Annotated in this window: 17 protein-coding genes; all 17 read right to left on the bottom strand. The window is 33.7% G+C overall.

Going from position 1 to position 16,722, the window contains the following annotated elements; all coding sequences use genetic code 11:
• Positions 1–219: 219 nt before the first annotated feature.
• On the bottom strand, positions 220–1,518 hold the full coding sequence (locus NSA23_RS06530; protein ID WP_042679796.1) for a hypothetical protein: 1,299 nt from the start codon (positions 1,516–1,518) through the stop codon (positions 220–222).
• 260 nt (positions 1,519–1,778) lie between these two features.
• A complete protein-coding gene (locus tag NSA23_RS06525) occupies positions 1,779–5,015 on the bottom strand; it encodes a hypothetical protein (protein WP_042679798.1) in 3,237 nt (1,078 codons plus the stop codon).
• A gap of 514 nt (positions 5,016–5,529) precedes the next feature.
• Positions 5,530–6,273, bottom strand: coding sequence for a recombinase family protein (locus NSA23_RS06520; protein WP_222704732.1), 744 nt, complete (start codon positions 6,271–6,273; stop codon positions 5,530–5,532).
• Positions 6,274–6,341: 68 nt separating this feature from the next.
• Entirely contained in the window at positions 6,342–6,599 is a 258-nt protein-coding gene (locus NSA23_RS06515) for a recombinase family protein (RefSeq protein WP_222704733.1), read from the bottom strand.
• A 92-nt stretch (positions 6,600–6,691) separates the two neighbouring features.
• Positions 6,692–6,928: a DUF7695 domain-containing protein gene (locus NSA23_RS06510; protein ID WP_081915177.1), complete on the bottom strand. Its 237-nt coding sequence runs from the start codon at positions 6,926–6,928 to the stop codon at positions 6,692–6,694.
• Positions 6,929–7,341: 413 nt separating this feature from the next.
• On the bottom strand, positions 7,342–7,836 hold the full coding sequence (locus NSA23_RS06505) for a P-loop nucleotide/nucleoside kinase family protein (RefSeq protein ID WP_002337568.1): 495 nt from the start codon (positions 7,834–7,836) through the stop codon (positions 7,342–7,344).
• 44 nt (positions 7,837–7,880) lie between these two features.
• Positions 7,881–8,222, bottom strand: a complete 342-nt coding sequence (locus NSA23_RS06500; protein WP_024832224.1) for a GrpB family protein — start codon at positions 8,220–8,222, stop codon at positions 7,881–7,883.
• Positions 8,223–8,374: 152 nt separating this feature from the next.
• Complete coding sequence (locus tag NSA23_RS06495) at positions 8,375–8,869, bottom strand: HD domain-containing protein (protein ID WP_008981870.1); 495 nt, start codon at positions 8,867–8,869, stop codon at positions 8,375–8,377.
• Between the two features lie 173 nt (positions 8,870–9,042).
• Positions 9,043–10,083 (bottom strand): DUF3626 domain-containing protein, encoded by a 1,041-nt coding sequence (locus NSA23_RS06485; RefSeq protein WP_042679811.1) that lies wholly within the window; start codon positions 10,081–10,083, stop codon positions 9,043–9,045.
• A 232-nt stretch (positions 10,084–10,315) separates the two neighbouring features.
• The gene (locus NSA23_RS06480; protein ID WP_042679813.1) at positions 10,316–10,864 is read right to left on the bottom strand and encodes a GNAT family N-acetyltransferase; all 549 of its coding nucleotides are present in this window, start codon (positions 10,862–10,864) and stop codon (positions 10,316–10,318) included.
• Between the two features lie 17 nt (positions 10,865–10,881).
• Positions 10,882–11,499: a TetR/AcrR family transcriptional regulator gene (locus NSA23_RS06475; protein ID WP_014256628.1), complete on the bottom strand. Its 618-nt coding sequence runs from the start codon at positions 11,497–11,499 to the stop codon at positions 10,882–10,884.
• Positions 11,500–11,630: 131 nt separating this feature from the next.
• The gene (locus NSA23_RS06470; RefSeq protein WP_257490345.1) at positions 11,631–13,208 is read right to left on the bottom strand and encodes a recombinase family protein; all 1,578 of its coding nucleotides are present in this window, start codon (positions 13,206–13,208) and stop codon (positions 11,631–11,633) included.
• Positions 13,195–13,626, bottom strand: coding sequence for a recombinase family protein (locus tag NSA23_RS06465; RefSeq protein WP_021401071.1), 432 nt, complete (start codon positions 13,624–13,626; stop codon positions 13,195–13,197). The genes NSA23_RS06470 and NSA23_RS06465 overlap by 14 nt, the downstream gene beginning before the upstream one ends.
• On the bottom strand, positions 13,627–15,192 hold the full coding sequence (locus NSA23_RS06460) for a recombinase family protein (protein ID WP_021400986.1): 1,566 nt from the start codon (positions 15,190–15,192) through the stop codon (positions 13,627–13,629).
• A 52-nt stretch (positions 15,193–15,244) separates the two neighbouring features.
• Complete coding sequence (locus NSA23_RS06455; protein ID WP_021401091.1) at positions 15,245–15,475, bottom strand: SHOCT domain-containing protein; 231 nt, start codon at positions 15,473–15,475, stop codon at positions 15,245–15,247.
• 131 nt (positions 15,476–15,606) lie between these two features.
• Complete coding sequence (locus NSA23_RS06450; protein WP_042679829.1) at positions 15,607–16,308, bottom strand: N-acetylmuramoyl-L-alanine amidase; 702 nt, start codon at positions 16,306–16,308, stop codon at positions 15,607–15,609.
• Complete coding sequence (locus NSA23_RS06445) at positions 16,305–16,715, bottom strand: phage holin family protein (protein ID WP_021401105.1); 411 nt, start codon at positions 16,713–16,715, stop codon at positions 16,305–16,307. Before NSA23_RS06445 ends, NSA23_RS06450 begins: the two co-directional genes overlap by 4 nt.
• Between the last annotated feature and the right edge of the window lie 7 nt (positions 16,716–16,722).

The raw sequence follows: 16,722 nt of genomic DNA, 5'->3' as shown, positions 1-16,722 counted from the left end.
TTTATACTTACCATCTTCAACTGTAAAAAGAAAATTGTCTTCACACTCTTCATATACTTCAATTCCTAAACATGCCATAATAACTAGTTGAATGTCAAACCATGTGCATGCATCATAACAAGTTGTTCGTTTATTATCTAAACGACCTAATATAATTTTTTTACATGATTTCTCAGCCTGCTGAAAAACTTCATGAGATATATTATTTCTATCAGAAATTCATACAATATTATTAAATTTTGTTGAGCAATCAATATAATAGTTCTTTTCTGACAAATATCCTTTTAGGAATCGTTCCATCAATAAATTATAATCCTGACTTGCACTAAAAGTATACAGGCTTATTTCTCCCAATAACGAATCAAATCCCAAGCCTTCTAACTGACTTACTGTTCTTTCATCATCGCTATTAAATACCTTTTCATCAGTTTTATAAAATATCTGCACTGGAATCTGATAGCCGTTCCTTTCTACATCTACTTGTTTTAATAATAAATATAGAAAGCGCGCTATATTAAATTTCCGTTCCGTATATTGAGGATATAATTGGTATACTTCTTTTAATGCCTTATTTAAAAATTCAAAATCAATAAATATACTAGTATCTGCCTCAAGTTTACCTTCATAACCTAACTTAGTATTTTGTATTTTTTCATATTTTTCATCAATTTTTTCTTTTACTAAATTCCAATCTTTATCACTGTATATAATAATGTTATTTATAAAATTGCAGATATACATCTGTAATTCTCTTAATAATAAATCTATTTTATACCCCTTATCCATTAATTCTTCCAAGTTTTTTCCATTATGAATAATTAAAGTTCTTAATCCAATTTGTTTTCCGCTTTCATCTTCCAAACTAGTTAAGTATTTAAATCTTTCACATATATCAAAATATTCCTTTTTACAATCTGATGAAAAAGGAACAATTTTTGTCTTTGCTTTCTTCATCTGCTCATACTCAAATGGATTTGCTAAATATTCTATTAAACTCATTGCTTGCATAAATTTGTTTGTAGCCGTTGGCATATACAATATATCAGAGTATAGTCTAAATGCATGTTTTATTATGCTTCCTACCTCATATCCATCATTTCTCAAAGATAAAAAATACATATCCAATTGGCTTATCATTTCATCAATATCAATATTTAATCCATTTCCAATTGAAGTATTCAAAACATGGTACTTTTCTACGACATAATTAAATGTTTTTAAATGTGGATAGCAAAGTAGAAAACCGCTATTTAACCCGCTAATATATCCAGCTCTTTGGGGCAAATTTGATGTTTTATCAAAATTTGAATTAATATATCTAAGAACATTCATAACATCTTCTGCCGTTTCTAAAACCATTTTTAAAAGTTTGTCTTTTTCGCTGGGAAATAACGCTCCCATAATATTTCTTCGCTCATGTTCTATCGGAAATGCTATTAAAGTAGAATCATAAAATTCATCCTTTATTTCTTCAAAAGAGAAATTATAATGGCAACCTCTAATCTCATCTTCGTTCAATGTGCCCTAGGGATAAATGTTAATCTTATTAATGCTATACTTATTAGATATATTAAAGCCTTTCACCGGAACAATGGCTATTGCACTATTCATATTGATGTTACTATAATCACTGTAAATTGAATAATACATTATATTACCCTCACTTTTTCCTTATTTAAAATAATACCCCTAGTCATCTAAAATATCATCTATAGAGAATAGATACCTGGAAAATCCTTAACAAATTACTTTTACTCGAAGTCATATCGAACTTATTTCTATTTCTTTCTACTAATCTTTTGTTTCTCTTTAATCAATTTTTCCGCAAACAGTTCTTTGTCAGTATTGTTTACTGGTTTATCAAAAGGCATTAACCCATTAATGAGAAATGTATCTTTTTCTAAAATTTCACTGACATCTTTAACAATAATACTCTCACTCTTTTTAATGAATGCCAATTCAGTCCTTAACTTTTTAGACACTAAATCCTTCGTTAAAATAGGTAAAAAGTTAAATGTTTTATGTTTTGTAAGAGCTTGCTTTAATAAATTTATATTAAAATCATTTTTCGCTTGCATAGTATGTAACCTTGTCATCTGATTTATAATTGCTAAATCATTATCACTATTATTAAAGTTGGTATTAAACATATTCTCACCTATAACAATTCTATACCAATAAGGATTATACTTATCAATTCCTGTGATAATGCCAATAGTAATTTTATCAGCTTTAGATTCAATTTTCCATTTCTTAAAAATATCCAATCCTTCTTTGTTATCAAATATTAACCCTACAAAAGGTGGATATTCAAAATCTTGGTCTGTCAAAATAGAAAGTCCTTTCCATCCCGCTTTATCCCATAATGGCAGATAAATAATATCACTTATTTGAATTTTATTATGATGCACTTTTGAAAAATCAATTTCTTTTGGTAATTCTCCGTAATGTATTTTTCTAATACCCTCCATGCTTGTATGGCTTTTTTGAGTTTTTGATTCATTATGCTGAAAAATACTTTTATCCCTAATATTCTTATACACCTTCGTTTCCTTTGTTATTGTGTCCTTAAAAGAAATGCCTTGCTCAAAGACAACAAAAGTATCTAACGTGCTAGAGCAATTAAGTGTTCTAAACATGGCCTCTTCTTCTTCAATTGATTTCTTTATTTTTACTAATTCGCTTGATAAGGGCACCATTTGAGAAATAAACATTGCCATAACAATATTTAGTTTTTCTGAAACTAAACCTCTATTTATATACTCAGTTAATTCTTCAATTTTTGATACATGGATATCAATTGTATTATCTTTTTGTATAACTTCAATATCAAATTGACTTTCTTCAATTTCTTCTATATTAACAGTAAGATCTGAAAACATGGGAACTATTTGATTTGAAATTGATGTAGCAAATATGTTCTCAAGCATTGCTAATATAGTTGCCCCTAGTTCTCTCTGAAAACTATTTCTTCTTGTATTGACAATTACATTACAACCAACAATTTTTGTTTTTAGTTTTATCTTTTCAGTCAAAAAATCTATATTTAATATTTCCTGAAAATCATTTGAAGCGGGTTGTTTAAATAGGTCTTTCATAAATACATCTAATGCTTCTTTTGAGCCCATTGCCTGAATATAATCTTCATCATAATAACCCAAACTATACTTTAATGTAGCAGATGATGTCTCTAATCCTTTTTCCTTTAAATAATCCGGGAATCTTTCAAATTGTTCAATATTATTCCTTGTTAAATTTAATAATGCAATTGCTAGTAAAGCATCATAATGTAAATATTTTTCCCATTCCTTTTCATCATCAGTACCATATGGATATAAATTTAATCCTAATAATTCTAATTCATTAAACCGCAGTGAATGGTCAATTCGTCCCAAACGTAATTCTAAATACTTAAGTGATCTCATTGATAAAAATAAACCTGGAATGGCATTCCCTTCATCAAAGTACAAATTGATTGAATCCATAAATGCTCTTATATAGTAACTTCTAGCGCCCCAAAACAATCCAATTTGTTCAAAAGTTCCACCTAGCTTCATTAAAGTTTTTATTAAATCAATTTTTGAATTTTCATTATACAATTTAGTTAATGCTCTACTATAAAATTTAATAGATTTATATACATCACTCTCTAGATAGTCATCACCTCTATTTAATAGTAATTGTGATGATTCAATATTTCTGGATTGTTCACCTAATAAATTAATTAGAAGTTCAAACAGCTCATCATATTTGGAACATTTTTTTAAAATGGGAAGTTCCATTATCTTTTTTAATTGAAATAAATCAATATCATTATTAAAATGCAGATCCTGAAGTATTTCAAGATATATTTCAACTACATCATCCCACATCTCAGGATTTTGTAATCTCATCATTTGATAATCATATTTAGCTAATTTTGCTCTCTTTGGGTTTTCATAATCTTGAATAAATTTGTCGAATGAATCTATTAACAATTGTGTATGACTCTCCATATTTGCAATCACCTTTTTTCCTTGATTGTGATTTGAATATAGAGTAATCCACAGAGTACTTAAATCTTTTAAAATTGGATAATTATCGGTATTTTCTTTATAAAGATTTTCAAGTTCCACATACATCTCATAGTATATGTCATGATCTTCATACCACCATATCATTGTCCAGCAGTAGTCATATAAGGCATCTGCATATTTTTTTAAACTACCATATTTTTTAGCAAATCTAATGTTTCTTTCCAAAGCATTAATAATTGTTGATTTGTCAACTTCTAATTCTCTTAATAATTCTATAGACTCTTTTGATAGTTTCACAATTCTTGCAGGTTTTAATTGTTCTAAATTCTGTAATTCCCTCTCAATTTCATCTAACAGTTTTTTACGCTCTATATCTTTTGAACCTTCATCAATTACATCATTTAATTCATCTGACATGTTAAAAGCGCTAATTGCAAGTTTCTGATTATCATTTTTAAATGTATTATCCAGTAACCAAGTCCTATCTAAAATACGTATATCTAATTTATATTCTTTTCTTAATTTATCTTCTGCTTCTGCCCTTTTTTTATCGGATACAAATTGATTTGTAATAAAAAATATTCTTGTGTATCCTCTGTTATGTTCTTCATTAGTTACAATAATCTTTTTAACATCAGACTTTAACTTTGGTTTCCAATCTTTCTTTGCACTAATAGCAAAAGCCCATCTTTCATTATGAGCAGCATCGTTATATCCATATAGCCAACTTTCTGCAATGGTCTCAGAAACCGGATAAGTTTCTGAATCCACTTTACTATCACCACCTCCAGTTGGTCCTGTTTGAGGAAGTAAATTAGGACAAATAGTTGATTCAACAATCCTGCGACAAAAATCTTCAAATTCTTTTTCCTTACCTTGACTTGTTAATGACTCTAAAAAGAAAGAAAAGAATTCTTTTGAAAGTTTCCCTGTTTTAATAACTTTTGAATCTGAGAATAAATTGGGATGAATTTTTTTATAAAATGCTTTTTCACTCATGTTACAATGTGTACCCCCTTTGTAATGTACTAAAGAACAACTCCTATATCAGCAGATTTAATATAATTTGGAAATCAATCAGACACAAAACAACAATCTGTTACTTATAGAGATTCTATTCATTCGTAACCTTTGAATAAATTATGGACTATAAAATTAATTCTTCATTTCTTCTTTCGCTATTTATTTACATCTTCATTCTATTCAGATAATTGAGAACAATTATATAAACAACATTGTTATTATCATTTTATAGCATATTCCAGTATTTCTCAACATGGATTTATATCATTTGACAAATGTTTTCAAATATTTCGTTTATTTATGTTTAGTATATCTGCCAACAATAAAACCTTCAACATATCTCATTGCATAAAGAGCAGTAACTTACTTTTATTCTAGTTACTGCTCCACTATCTTTACTCATAATAATCCACCATCTGTTCCACAACTATTTCTGATTTGAACTATATTTCGGGTTTAACCTCTTTACTTACCCTGAAATCCTTTTATCTCAACCTAATTTATTTTTTGTCAATTTAATACTGATTTTATCATCGTTTTTACAACATATCTCTAAATACTCATTAAAAATCAAAATCTTTTCAACTCTATTCCTAACAATTTCTTCATCATAATTCCCATTCTCACAAACAGTTTCTCCTAAAACCGTCTTAATCCATTCTTCATTCAATGTAGAAGAATCAGCACACCTATCTTTCCCTTTCTCTATCCTTGTTGCACATCTCCATACTACCTTACCTCTTTCCGTTCGTCTCCGATAAGATGCTCCACAATTACCACACACAAGTAAGTTGCCTAAGAGATATTTACCATTATATTTTCTGGTACTTGGTACCACCGTACCATCTTCTTTATAAACTAACCTTACCCGTCTATTCATTTCTTCCTGAACTCTATCAAATACTTCAGTAGAAATAATGGCTGGATGACTATTCGTTACATAGTAGCGACCCCTTTGCCCAACGTTCTTGCTTTTTCTGCCTATTATGAAATCTTCCGTATAGGTCTTTTCCAGCATAGAATCACCCTTATACTTCTCATTTTTGAATATCTTTTGAATAACTGCTGTAGCCCATATTTCTTTCCCAGTAGCTGTTTTAATCTGCTTTCCTTCCAAATACTCTTTAATTTGCTGCAAAGTGCTTCCATCCAAATATAGCTGATAAATTTTCTTTACGATATCAGCTTCTTCCTGTACGATTATCCATTTATCATTTTCACATCTGTATCCCATAGGACTTTTACCAGCAAGGTTATCTCCTCTTTCAAATTTACGTTGATATCCCCACTGAATATTTTCACTTAAATTCCGGCTTTCTTCAGCATTGCCTCCAAACCACTACGTTGTTCTCTTCTAAGTCCGCTTTCATAATCATAAAATACACCAGCAAAATCCCATTCTGGATTATTTTGAATTAATTCGGCATAATGCCTGATTTGAAGGTCGATACTGCTTCGCTGGCTTTCACGCTCTGTGCTCACTCTACAATATGCCGCTACTTTTAATTTACCATTACTCTCCAAAGATTTTTTTACAGGGATAATCGTAATCTTTTTCATAAATAACTCCTCCTTATATTCTAATCTTTAAATTGCTCAAATAAAAAAAGACGTAAAAGCTATATAGCTCTTACGCCTCTAAATTTTACCCTTTACTCATTTTCAGTTATTGATAGTTCTATATAACTATCTTCTTCTGCTAACCGACGCAAATATTGCTTGCCTCCATCTACACTACATCTGCCACAAGAACACGTTACAAAATCATGTACAGTTTTAGATTCAATAATATCACCACAGTATTTGCATTGGATACTATTTTTCAATATTTTTTCCCATTTTAACTTCTTGAAGTCGCTCATATCCATCTCCTTTGTGTTATCCTTCATGTTGCAACAGGACTACAACCTCTGTATGGCTTGAGAGGACAGAATGAATGTCATTTGAGTATGTTCGTTCTCGGAAACATATCCACTGCGTTTTTAGCACTATCGGTAGACGGGAACATATCCATTCATGATAAAAAATAACGTGTCTAATTGCATAATCATGATTGAGTAGAGTTGTCAAAAGAATAAACATAACGTATTTCAGTAAGTTTTTTTCCTGTAATTTCAATAATGCATTCATCGTCTTCATTGCATCGCCACTTATTCTTCCGGCTGAATCAATACTACCCCCTGCTCTGAGATGACAATAATGATATCACCTGAAGCTGGTATCCCCTTGTTGGAAGTATATCTTTCAAAAAATTTGACAAAACTTATCATCTAGTACAATTTCCATGCCTAAAACCACAATATTAATATCCCTCGACTACTATAACTTCACCTTCTTCATCAGTTGGGGGTTGAAAATGATCATAATAAGTGGAAGCTGTTTGCTCCGTCAATATGATATCATTTTGATGATTTCCGTTTCTTTTTCGAATACGTTCCATAACAACTTCCTTAGGTGTCTTTATATAATAGATTTTGGGTTCTATGTCGTATTTCTTTAATAATGAAATATATTCATTTCTCATTTCTCTAGACCAAAATGAATAATCGAGAACAATATCAATGTTTTGCATGATAAGTGAAATTAGTTTTTCATCAAGATAGGTTTTAATATCTTCTAAAACCTCCTGAGGTAAAGGATGTTCATTCAAACCTCGTTTGAATGATTCTTCATCATAAGATAGTATTGTCATCCCGGTACTTTCAAATTTTTTTGCTAGTGTTGATTTACCTGCTCCCGCAGGGCCGCACATTAAAATAACTTTACTTTTCGACAAATTATCTACTGTATTTTTCATTGATATAACCTCCTATAACAAACCAAGAAAACATGACACTCTCCTTAAGCATTATTACTATTCGCTCTTTTCATGATTTCCTGTACTATTGATGTTTTAGCATTCGCATAGTGCTGGACATGCCTCCATTTATTCTTTGCCAAGCTTCGTTTGACTTGTGCATATTTGTCCCGATCAGTATCATTAGTCCGCAACCAATCACGGAAGCGTAACATTCTATCAATCTCTGATGTGCCCAAACTGAACACATGCAGATTAATATCGGTATCCGGTCCTTTAAACAAACGATGCTCAAACCAGTCAGGTTCTCGAATCTGTAGCACATATCCGGCCGCTTCCAACACTGGAACGTAGGATGACTCATCAGCAGAATCCTTAACAACCAACCGTATTCTTTTGCAACTCATCATCCGTTGTAGGCATGGAGGTATTATTAGATATCATCTTATCGCACTCCTTTGCTGCTTATTATCTAGGGTTAAACTTAACTACTATTTTTTCTTTGCGATATAAAATACATAACTGTAATAATCTACTACTAATCTAAAATAAAGCGATTATAAGCTATCCTTTTTCCTGTGTTTGTTTTAAAGTTTTCATCTATACACTTTTTTATCTTTTCCTGTTCTTTTTCTTTATCCATAACCGTTAAATTTTCAAGCAAATCAGCTTCCCATTGTATTTGAAAATCAAGTCCATCAATTTTAGATGGAGTATGATGGTTGCCTATTATAAAGCATATTCTATCAATATTTTTGTTATAGCCTACCTTTTTTAATATTTCTTTCGCTACTTCTGGTCCTTCCTTTTCTTGATAGACACCATCAATAGAACCGTATTTTTTTTGTGCTTCAACCGCACCAATATCATGTAGTATAGCAATAATACTGATGAATTCTTTTTCTTCCTCTCCGATATTTTCTCCTTTCATTATATCTTCTGCATTTTTCAAAACTTTGAGAGTATGCTCTATGCCAAAAGGAATTTCTTTGAATACTTCTTTCATCTCTATAATAATTTTTTCTTTAAACATAAATTACCTCCATTTATACCTTATAGGTGTTTTAGTTCTATCTATCCACTTTTTTGTTCGCCGATACAATCAGCATCATGGGACGGCGCATTTCATCCTGCATCGCTGGAATATTCATCATGTTTTCCTGCGGTTGTAGAACCACAATCTGATTTATTATAAAACCATTTATATCAACCAAAATATCCAATTGTATGCCAAAGTTGCTTTATGTATTGGAAAACCTCTGATTGACTTCCAATATCATTCCATTTTTCCGGGTTAAGTTCACTATCTTGAGATGCTTTCCCCAGAAGGGCAGCGTTCATAACGCCTTGATTATTACCCCAAATAGTATCAATCTTCTTGGCTAATAGCGGAATCATTGGACCGCGAAATAGATCGCCTATTTCTTCAAGCTTAATCTGTCTCTTTGGAATCCATTTAAGTTTTATCCCATACCTATGACACAACTCATTAGCTTTTTCTTCAAATGTTGTTTCCTGATAAGATTCATCCATATAAAAGCTATCTACATCATCTAAAAGATGAACATCTCCATGAATGTGCGTTTCAATGCAATAATCAAGATTTCTTCCTATGACTTTAACATCTCTTTTATTTAATAAAATCGCTAATGCTTCTTGTTCTGATGAAACTACTTGATTTAGGAGTTTTCCATTGTTTTGTACATTTCTAAGTAAATCTGCCAAAACACAAACAAAAGTGTCATTTGTGCATAAAGTTGTTGGATTAGTCGAACTGTCTCCATATGAAAAAGTACATCTATCAATTATTTCTTTTTTCAAAACAAGGTAACATGAACCAAAACGAACAGAAGCTCCATCAATATATTTAAAAATATTCAAGGCGCCATATTTAGGGCGATCAAACGAATTATTCGGATATGCGCTGTGAAATAGGCACTGTTCCCACATAAAGCGGTCGCCGCCAACAAAAGCTGTTTTACCACCATTAGTAGTACCGGTACGAAATTGTCCATGATACCGCCCTTGCTCCAACAAATTCTCTATGACTGTTTTATTATTGTTTGATAATCTATCCGGATGAAAGTTTATGGTAATAGGACTTTGCATTACTTGATTAATCAGTTTTTCAACATCAACACTAAACTGATTACAAATTTGCTCCAAATAAACCCTATCTTCTTTAATTTTACCTTTAGCATTTTCCCTTACCTTTTCAATAGCAAGTTTTTGATAATCTTTCAGCATTAACGACCCTCCTCCGCATGACAGTGGGGACGTGCCTATTTTGAGTATATGCCCTTGCTATAAACCCCTCTGCGATATTCCTGTAACTCATTCTAGTGGAATTTTCCGTTTCCTGTTATTCCTGCAATTAAGACTATTACTTTCACAATAATTTGCCTTACCAACTACCCATCATATTCCTACAACTCACATGACTGTTCACTCAAGAAATCTGTTCCTCTGTATGATTTTTTTACTTTTCTCTCATTTGTTCTATATATGCACTTTGTAAAATTGCCATATGAATGATATCATGCCATACTCCATCGCGGAAAATAGCTTCGCGTGCTCTTCCTTCTTGCTGAAAGCTTAGTTTCTCATATAATTTTATTGCCCCTCCATTAAAAGAAAAAACTCTCAGCGATATTCTGTGTAAATTCATCTCCAGAAATCCGAAATCAAGAAGTAATTTCATTGCCTCTAATCCATACCCTTTCCCCCAGACTTCTTTTTCTCCAATATCAATAATGCATTCTGCATTACGATTTTTATGATCAATATTTATTAACGAAGTAATTCCAATTGGCTTTTTAGATTGTTTCTCAAGTATAATGTAGCATTTTGAAGAGCAGGATCCTAAGATTATTTGATTAACAAATTCTTCTGTTTCTTCAATACGGTAAACATCTAACAACGGAGAAGTAGTTTGCATAACATCTATATCATTTCTCCATTTATGATAAATCTCTGTATCTTGGGCAGTCATTTTTCGTAAAATGATTCTCTTAGTTTGAAATAACATAAAAACACTCCTTCATATTATTTAATTGGCCTAAGCATATTTTCTAATGTAAAAATTAAAATATCAATTTGATCATTTACCCTTGTCAACTCCAAACTTAAATTAAATGTATCTATCATTAATCCATCAAAAAATGAAACCATATATAGAGCTATCAATTCTGATGACTTGCAAGGATGGAATTGCTTTTTCTTAATTCCTTTATCTATAAAATCCCTGATTGCGGTTATCAACTTCTTATATCTCTCTGTAATATAAGAGCTACTTGACTTGTTAGATTCTCGGTGTTTTATTAAAAAGAACTCACTTTTACAGAGTAAAAATTCATTGTTAGACGATATAATATGTTGTTGAAATCTGATCCAATCTATGAGTTGCTTCCAAGAAGAAGTGTAGTCATCATCAATATTAATAAAAGTAATATCTTTTTCATCGTCTAACTTAAGAAGTTCCTCAAATACATGCTCAATATTATTGAAGTACGAATACAAAGCGCCTCTTGAAATACCCGCCTCAACAATAATGTCCTGCATGGTCGCTTGAATATAACCTTTTTTTATAAATACCCTCTTGGCAGCTTCAAGTATTTTTTGTTTTTTATTTATCTTATAATTATCGTTTACCCTAGGAGACATGATAGTTTCCTCCAAAATTTCTTTATAACCAAAAACGACATTAATGTCGTTTTGATTATAAACAACATTTACGCCTATGTCAATATAATATTTTTGTTGTTCAGAGACTAGTAAAACAATTCACTTGCAAATTATTCTTTAACTTTTATATAAGTTTCAACACCTGATTTGAATTCAACGGTGAGCTTATCTTCATATATCGTTACTTTCTCAATAAGCCGTCTTACTAACTGCTCATCATATTCCTCCAGCTCGCAGGATTGCTCATTCAAGAAATCAGTCATTTCAGCGATTCGTTGCCTTTTTCCTTCTCGCTCTGCATTTTCAACTAGTGCATTTTGCTTCTGCTCCCGCAAACGGTATATCTCTTCCGCCACTTCCTCATAATCTGTTTTGGAATTGGCAAGCCGCAAAAGTTCGTTTTGCAGTTCTTCCAGCTTGACGTCAATATCATTGGTAATTTTGTCGTGTTCTTCATTTAAAACTGTCTCGATATTGGCCTGTAAAGTGGAGAGAAAGGTATCCTTACTGGCCAGCAACTCATTGATGGCTTTTACAACTGCTGCCTGTAGCACTTCCTCATTAACTGTAGGGGATGTGCAATCAGACCCTTTTTCCTCTAGGCGGCTGACGCATCGCCAGACAATAGACCTGCAGCCTCGATTGTTCCAGTGGACTCTTCTATATATTTCACCACATTCTGAGCAGTAGACAATACTGGACAGAGCGTACTTGCTGCTATAAACTCGCTTCTTACCATTCTTTCCAGTATAAAGGTTAGCCCGCCTTACCAGTTCTTCCTGCACCTGCATGAAAATTCCACGCGGGATGATAGGTTCATGACTGTTCTCAACATAGTACTGAGGTACGATTCTATTATTGACTACTCGCTTTTTGGAAAGAAAATCAACGGTGTAAGTCTTTTGAAGCAAGGCATCTCCTATATACTTTTCATTCTGCAGTATTTTCTTAAGCGTCTCGGGTCTCCACTTAGGCTTTTTAGCTGCAGTGAGAATACCATCCGCTTCTAGGCCTCTTGCTATTTGTAGGAGACTTGCTCCTTCAAGGTATTCTCGATAGATTCGCTTTACCACTTCGGCTTCTTCAGGAACAATAACAAGCCTTTTATTTTCGTCTTTGGTGTATCCTAAAAACCGGTTGTGGTTGACTTGAATTTCACCTTGTTGGAAGCGGTACTGAATGCCTAGCTTTACGTTTTGGCTTAAGGACTGGCTTTCTTGTTGGGCCAGTGAAGCCATGATTGTCAGCATGATTTCACCCTTGGAATCCATAGTATTGATGTTCTCTTTCTCAAAGAAAACAGGGATATTTTTATCCTTTAGCTGCCGGATGTATTTCAAACAATCCAGCGTGTTTCTGGCAAAACGGCTAATGGACTTGGTAATGATCATGTCAATTTTACCTTCCATGCATGCTTCAATCATCCGGTTAAACTCTTCGCGCTTTTTAGTATTGGTTCCTGAAATCCCGTCGTCCGCATAAATTCCTGCCAGCTCCCATTCAGGGTTCCCTTTAATGTAGGAAGTGTAATGTTCAATCTGAACCTCATAACTGGAGGCTTGTTCTTCACTATCAGTTGAAACTCTACAGTAAGCCGCCACTCGAAGTTTGGTTTTACTTTCAGTTTCTTGGTTATTACCCACACGAGCTCGTGCTGGTATAACTGTTACATTCCTACTCATCGTCATTATCAATCGCCTCGCTTTCTATAAGGCTATAAACATATTCTGCTTGTTTAAATGGGTCATCATAAAGCTCATCCGGTGTTGGCATGGCGAACTGGTATTTCTTAATACTATTTTCCTTTGGTTTATGCTCCCAAATTCTGCCGAGCATTTGTGCCCGTCTTAACTTTTCAGCCTCTACCTTTTCAAAAGTATCCTCATCAATAATCTTGGGATAATAGTCATCCCCAAGGTATCGCTTATTTGTGAGCATATTCGCAATAGTGGCATGATATCTAACAATCCCAGCTTTCTTAGCCGCATCCTTCAAGGAAAGACCTGAAAGATATGCTTTGAATAGCTTCTTTAGCTGCTCTGCTTGTAGCTGGTCAATCACCGCTTTTCCATCTTGAATCGTATATCCATATGGTACATGAGGCATCTATCTCTCCATCCTTTCCTTAAGTAATAAGCCGCACTTTAGGCTAAAGCCTATTTCTGTTGGCGAAAAAGCAACTATCTTTTCAACAAACTGCTCGAATACTTCCTTGTTAAAACTTTCAATATTCTTTGACTTTGAAACATATTTGATAAGTCTTTCTAATTCTGTTATTTTAGCCATTCCACCATTGATGAAACGGTAGAGTGCTTCTTTTTGATCTTTCAGCTTCTCTGCTTCAGAGCGAAGCTCATTGTTTTGCTTATTAAAAAGAGCAGGCTCCAAGTATCCCTTTGTCATGAGGTTAATCAATACCTGAAGTTGCTCTGCATTTTTCTCCATCTTCGATTCAATTTCCTGAACCCGAATCAGATTATCTGAATAATTCATGAGTTTCAGTTTCTGAAGCAAAGGCCTCAAAACAACTTTGTGACTAAAGATGAGCTTATTTATCATCGTCACAAAGCCTTGATGGATGCTATCCTCCCGAATGTAAATCATGGAGCATTCCTCTATATTAGTGATATGTTTGGAGCAACACCAGGCAATATATTTATTGTTCTTAGTTCCATGGATTCTTCGCTTGAAAGTACTCCCGCATTCAGAACATTGAATCTTTCCAGAAAGGGGATAGCGATTTAAATACTTGCTATTGCCACTCTTGATGCCTTTTTCTTTTCCTCGCTGTTCGATTGCAAGATTCACTGCCTTAAACTCTTCATGACTAATAATTGCCTCATGATTATTTTCGATAAGAAACTGATCCTTCTCTCCCTTATTGGTTCGTCTAGTGAAATTATCGTCAGTGTATGTTTTTTGAAGGATTACATCTCCAGTATATTTTTCATTCCGTAAAATACCTCGGATAGTACTTCCTCTCCATTGACCGCCTTTTTTAGTACGTACACCCTCATCGTTTAATTCTTGTGCAATTTTCTGCGTTCCTTTACCTGCTAAGGCATCTGTAAAAATCCGTTTAACAACCTCGGCCTGTTTTTTATTCACTACAATCTGCCCATCTATATAATCATAACCGTAGGGAGGATAAGAAAGCTTGTAGGTTCCATTTCTAAACCGTTTTTGAATGGACCATTTATTATTCTCAGAAATTGAGATAGATTCATTCTCTGCTAGGCTACTTAGAATGGTCAGCATAAGCTCACTTTCCATAGACTGTGTGTTGATGTTCTCTTTTTCAAAATAAATGAACACTCCAAGATCAGTTAGCTTCCTTACAATCTCTAAACAGTCTATTGTATTTCTGGCAAATCGACTGATAGATTTTGTAATTACAAAATCTATCTTCTTGTTCTCACAGTCAGAAATAAGCCTAAGTAGTTCTGTTCTATTCTCTTTCTTCGTGCCTGAAATACCCTCATCAAAATAAATGCCAACAAATTCCCAGTCTGGGTTCGCTTTAATATAAGCTTCATAATGGACCTTCTGTGCTTCCAGGCTGATTAGCTGTTCCGTATTATCTGTTGATACCCTAGCATAAGCAGCCACCCGCAGTTTTAGCTTTTTTTGAAGCCGATTGTTCGTTTCTTTTATTTTTGTTACCTTTTTCACCACATTCACCTCCTCAAGGTATGTGACATATTACCTCTGAGTGCCCAGTATATCAAGGAATATCGGGCATTATCTGTGCTAATAACGGTGAGAAAGTTTCGCGATTCAAACGCATAATTTTGTTAAACTCTACCTCTGTAACAAGACCCTTTTCAAGCATTTGACGCAGCAGTTTTTCCGCTCTATAATAATCAAACTCTCTTTGAAGCTTCTTAGTACTTAAAGGTGTCTTTTTAGGAATAGCTAGTGGATCTTGTTTATCTGTAATTTTAGTTATCTGCATATAGGCAACCTCCATTTCTACAGGGAGAACCCTGCAACTATATGCAAAAAAATTCGGTGATTCGAACCCCTAAAAAAGCAAAAGACCCGAAGAGCTGTTACACTCCTCGGGTCATTAAAATTAGCTGTTCGTTAATCATACTTAATAAAGGCATCGGTAAAGCCAGCTTTCTTAGCTTTGGCAAGTTGCGCTTCCGCATTGGCTTTTACAGAATAGGCACCGATTTGAACACGATAATATTTCTTTCTCTCCTGTTCTGCAGGCTTCTCTCCTTCACTTAATAGCTTTTTCACATCCGCTCTGAAGGTATCCATGCTTTTTCCATGCTTTGGAAACCAGTTTCTCGGATCTCCATGATTACTTGCGATTCCTTTTTGATATCCTTCATAGTGGCCAATAACATCTTTTTCGGTCAAGTTATAGAGCTTGCAAAGATACACACACAGTTCTACCGCTTCCTTATAAACTGCATTAAAATACGAGGCATCGGTCAAACCGTCCTCGCAGATTTCAAAACCAATATGAGTATCATTTGCCTTTCCACCTGCATGCCATCCACGATGGTTCCATGGCAGGGTTTGATAAGTGGCAATTGAACCATCCTTAAGCTTTCCAATGAATGCATGGACACAAACTTGCCTTCCATCTGGTCTATCCTGATTCCAGTGATTGTTGTACTCGTTTACACCCAACTGGCCATCGTCCGGTCCAACGTATCTACGAAGATACGGATTATTTGCACCAGTACTATGAACCATTATGCCCTTCGGTGTAATCTTTCTGCCTGCCTTATAACACGCATTTTCAGTTAGAATAAGTTTTCTCAAATTCATTGTTCCTTACCTCCTTTGTTATGCAACTGTGCAAGAATATCTTTTAGCTTTTCTGGTATTGGCAGTCCTAGTCGACCAACATTTTCTAGCATGGATACTCCCTCATTGGAGCAGTAGAAAAAGATAATGGCTGTCCGGAGCACGCTTCCATCTCCAATAAGGTTTATGTCAATCATATGTCCAATTCCGACCAAAACAAAAATAAGCACCTTCTTAAAGATGCCCCTAAATCCGATCTCACTAGATAGCTTCTTATCAACAATGGCACACATAACACCAGTGATATAATCAGCTATCATCAATGCTACTAATGCATATAAAAAACCATCAAAACCACCTAAAAACCAGCCCAAGAATCCACCAAGTGCTGTAAGGGCAGCTTGTACCCAATTCCATATTTCCTTCATGATTTTT

The organism is Anaerosalibacter massiliensis, assembly GCF_024623155.1.
GTDB classification, from domain to species: domain Bacteria; phylum Bacillota; class Clostridia; order Tissierellales; family Sporanaerobacteraceae; genus Anaerosalibacter; species Anaerosalibacter massiliensis.
This window is presented reverse-complemented; position numbering and strand designations above follow the sequence as displayed.

Bases quoted from the DNA above. Each gene is read 5' to 3' on its own strand.
- NSA23_RS06525 (WP_042679798.1), bottom strand. From the start codon at position 5,015: ATGAGTGAAAAAGCATTTTATAAAAAAATTCATCCCAATTTATTCTCA.
- NSA23_RS06520 (WP_222704732.1), bottom strand. From the start codon at position 6,273: ATGGGATACAGATGTGAAAATGATAAATGGATAATCGTACAGGAAGAA.
- NSA23_RS06515 (WP_222704733.1), bottom strand. From the start codon at position 6,599: ATGAAAAAGATTACGATTATCCCTGTAAAAAAATCTTTGGAGAGTAAT.
- NSA23_RS06510 (WP_081915177.1), bottom strand. From the start codon at position 6,928: ATGAAGGATAACACAAAGGAGATGGATATGAGCGACTTCAAGAAGTTA.
- NSA23_RS06505 (WP_002337568.1), bottom strand. From the start codon at position 7,836: ATGAAAAATACAGTAGATAATTTGTCGAAAAGTAAAGTTATTTTAATG.
- NSA23_RS06495 (WP_008981870.1), bottom strand. From the start codon at position 8,869: ATGTTTAAAGAAAAAATTATTATAGAGATGAAAGAAGTATTCAAAGAA.
- NSA23_RS06485 (WP_042679811.1), bottom strand. From the start codon at position 10,083: ATGCTGAAAGATTATCAAAAACTTGCTATTGAAAAGGTAAGGGAAAAT.
- NSA23_RS06480 (WP_042679813.1), bottom strand. From the start codon at position 10,864: ATGTTATTTCAAACTAAGAGAATCATTTTACGAAAAATGACTGCCCAA.
- NSA23_RS06475 (WP_014256628.1), bottom strand. From the start codon at position 11,499: ATGTCTCCTAGGGTAAACGATAATTATAAGATAAATAAAAAACAAAAA.
- NSA23_RS06470 (WP_257490345.1), bottom strand. From the start codon at position 13,208: ATGACGATGAGTAGGAATGTAACAGTTATACCAGCACGAGCTCGTGTG.
- NSA23_RS06465 (WP_021401071.1), bottom strand. From the start codon at position 13,626: ATGCCTCATGTACCATATGGATATACGATTCAAGATGGAAAAGCGGTG.
- NSA23_RS06455 (WP_021401091.1), bottom strand. From the start codon at position 15,475: ATGCAGATAACTAAAATTACAGATAAACAAGATCCACTAGCTATTCCT.
- NSA23_RS06450 (WP_042679829.1), bottom strand. From the start codon at position 16,308: ATGAATTTGAGAAAACTTATTCTAACTGAAAATGCGTGTTATAAGGCA.
- NSA23_RS06445 (WP_021401105.1), bottom strand. From the start codon at position 16,715: ATGAAGGAAATATGGAATTGGGTACAAGCTGCCCTTACAGCACTTGGT.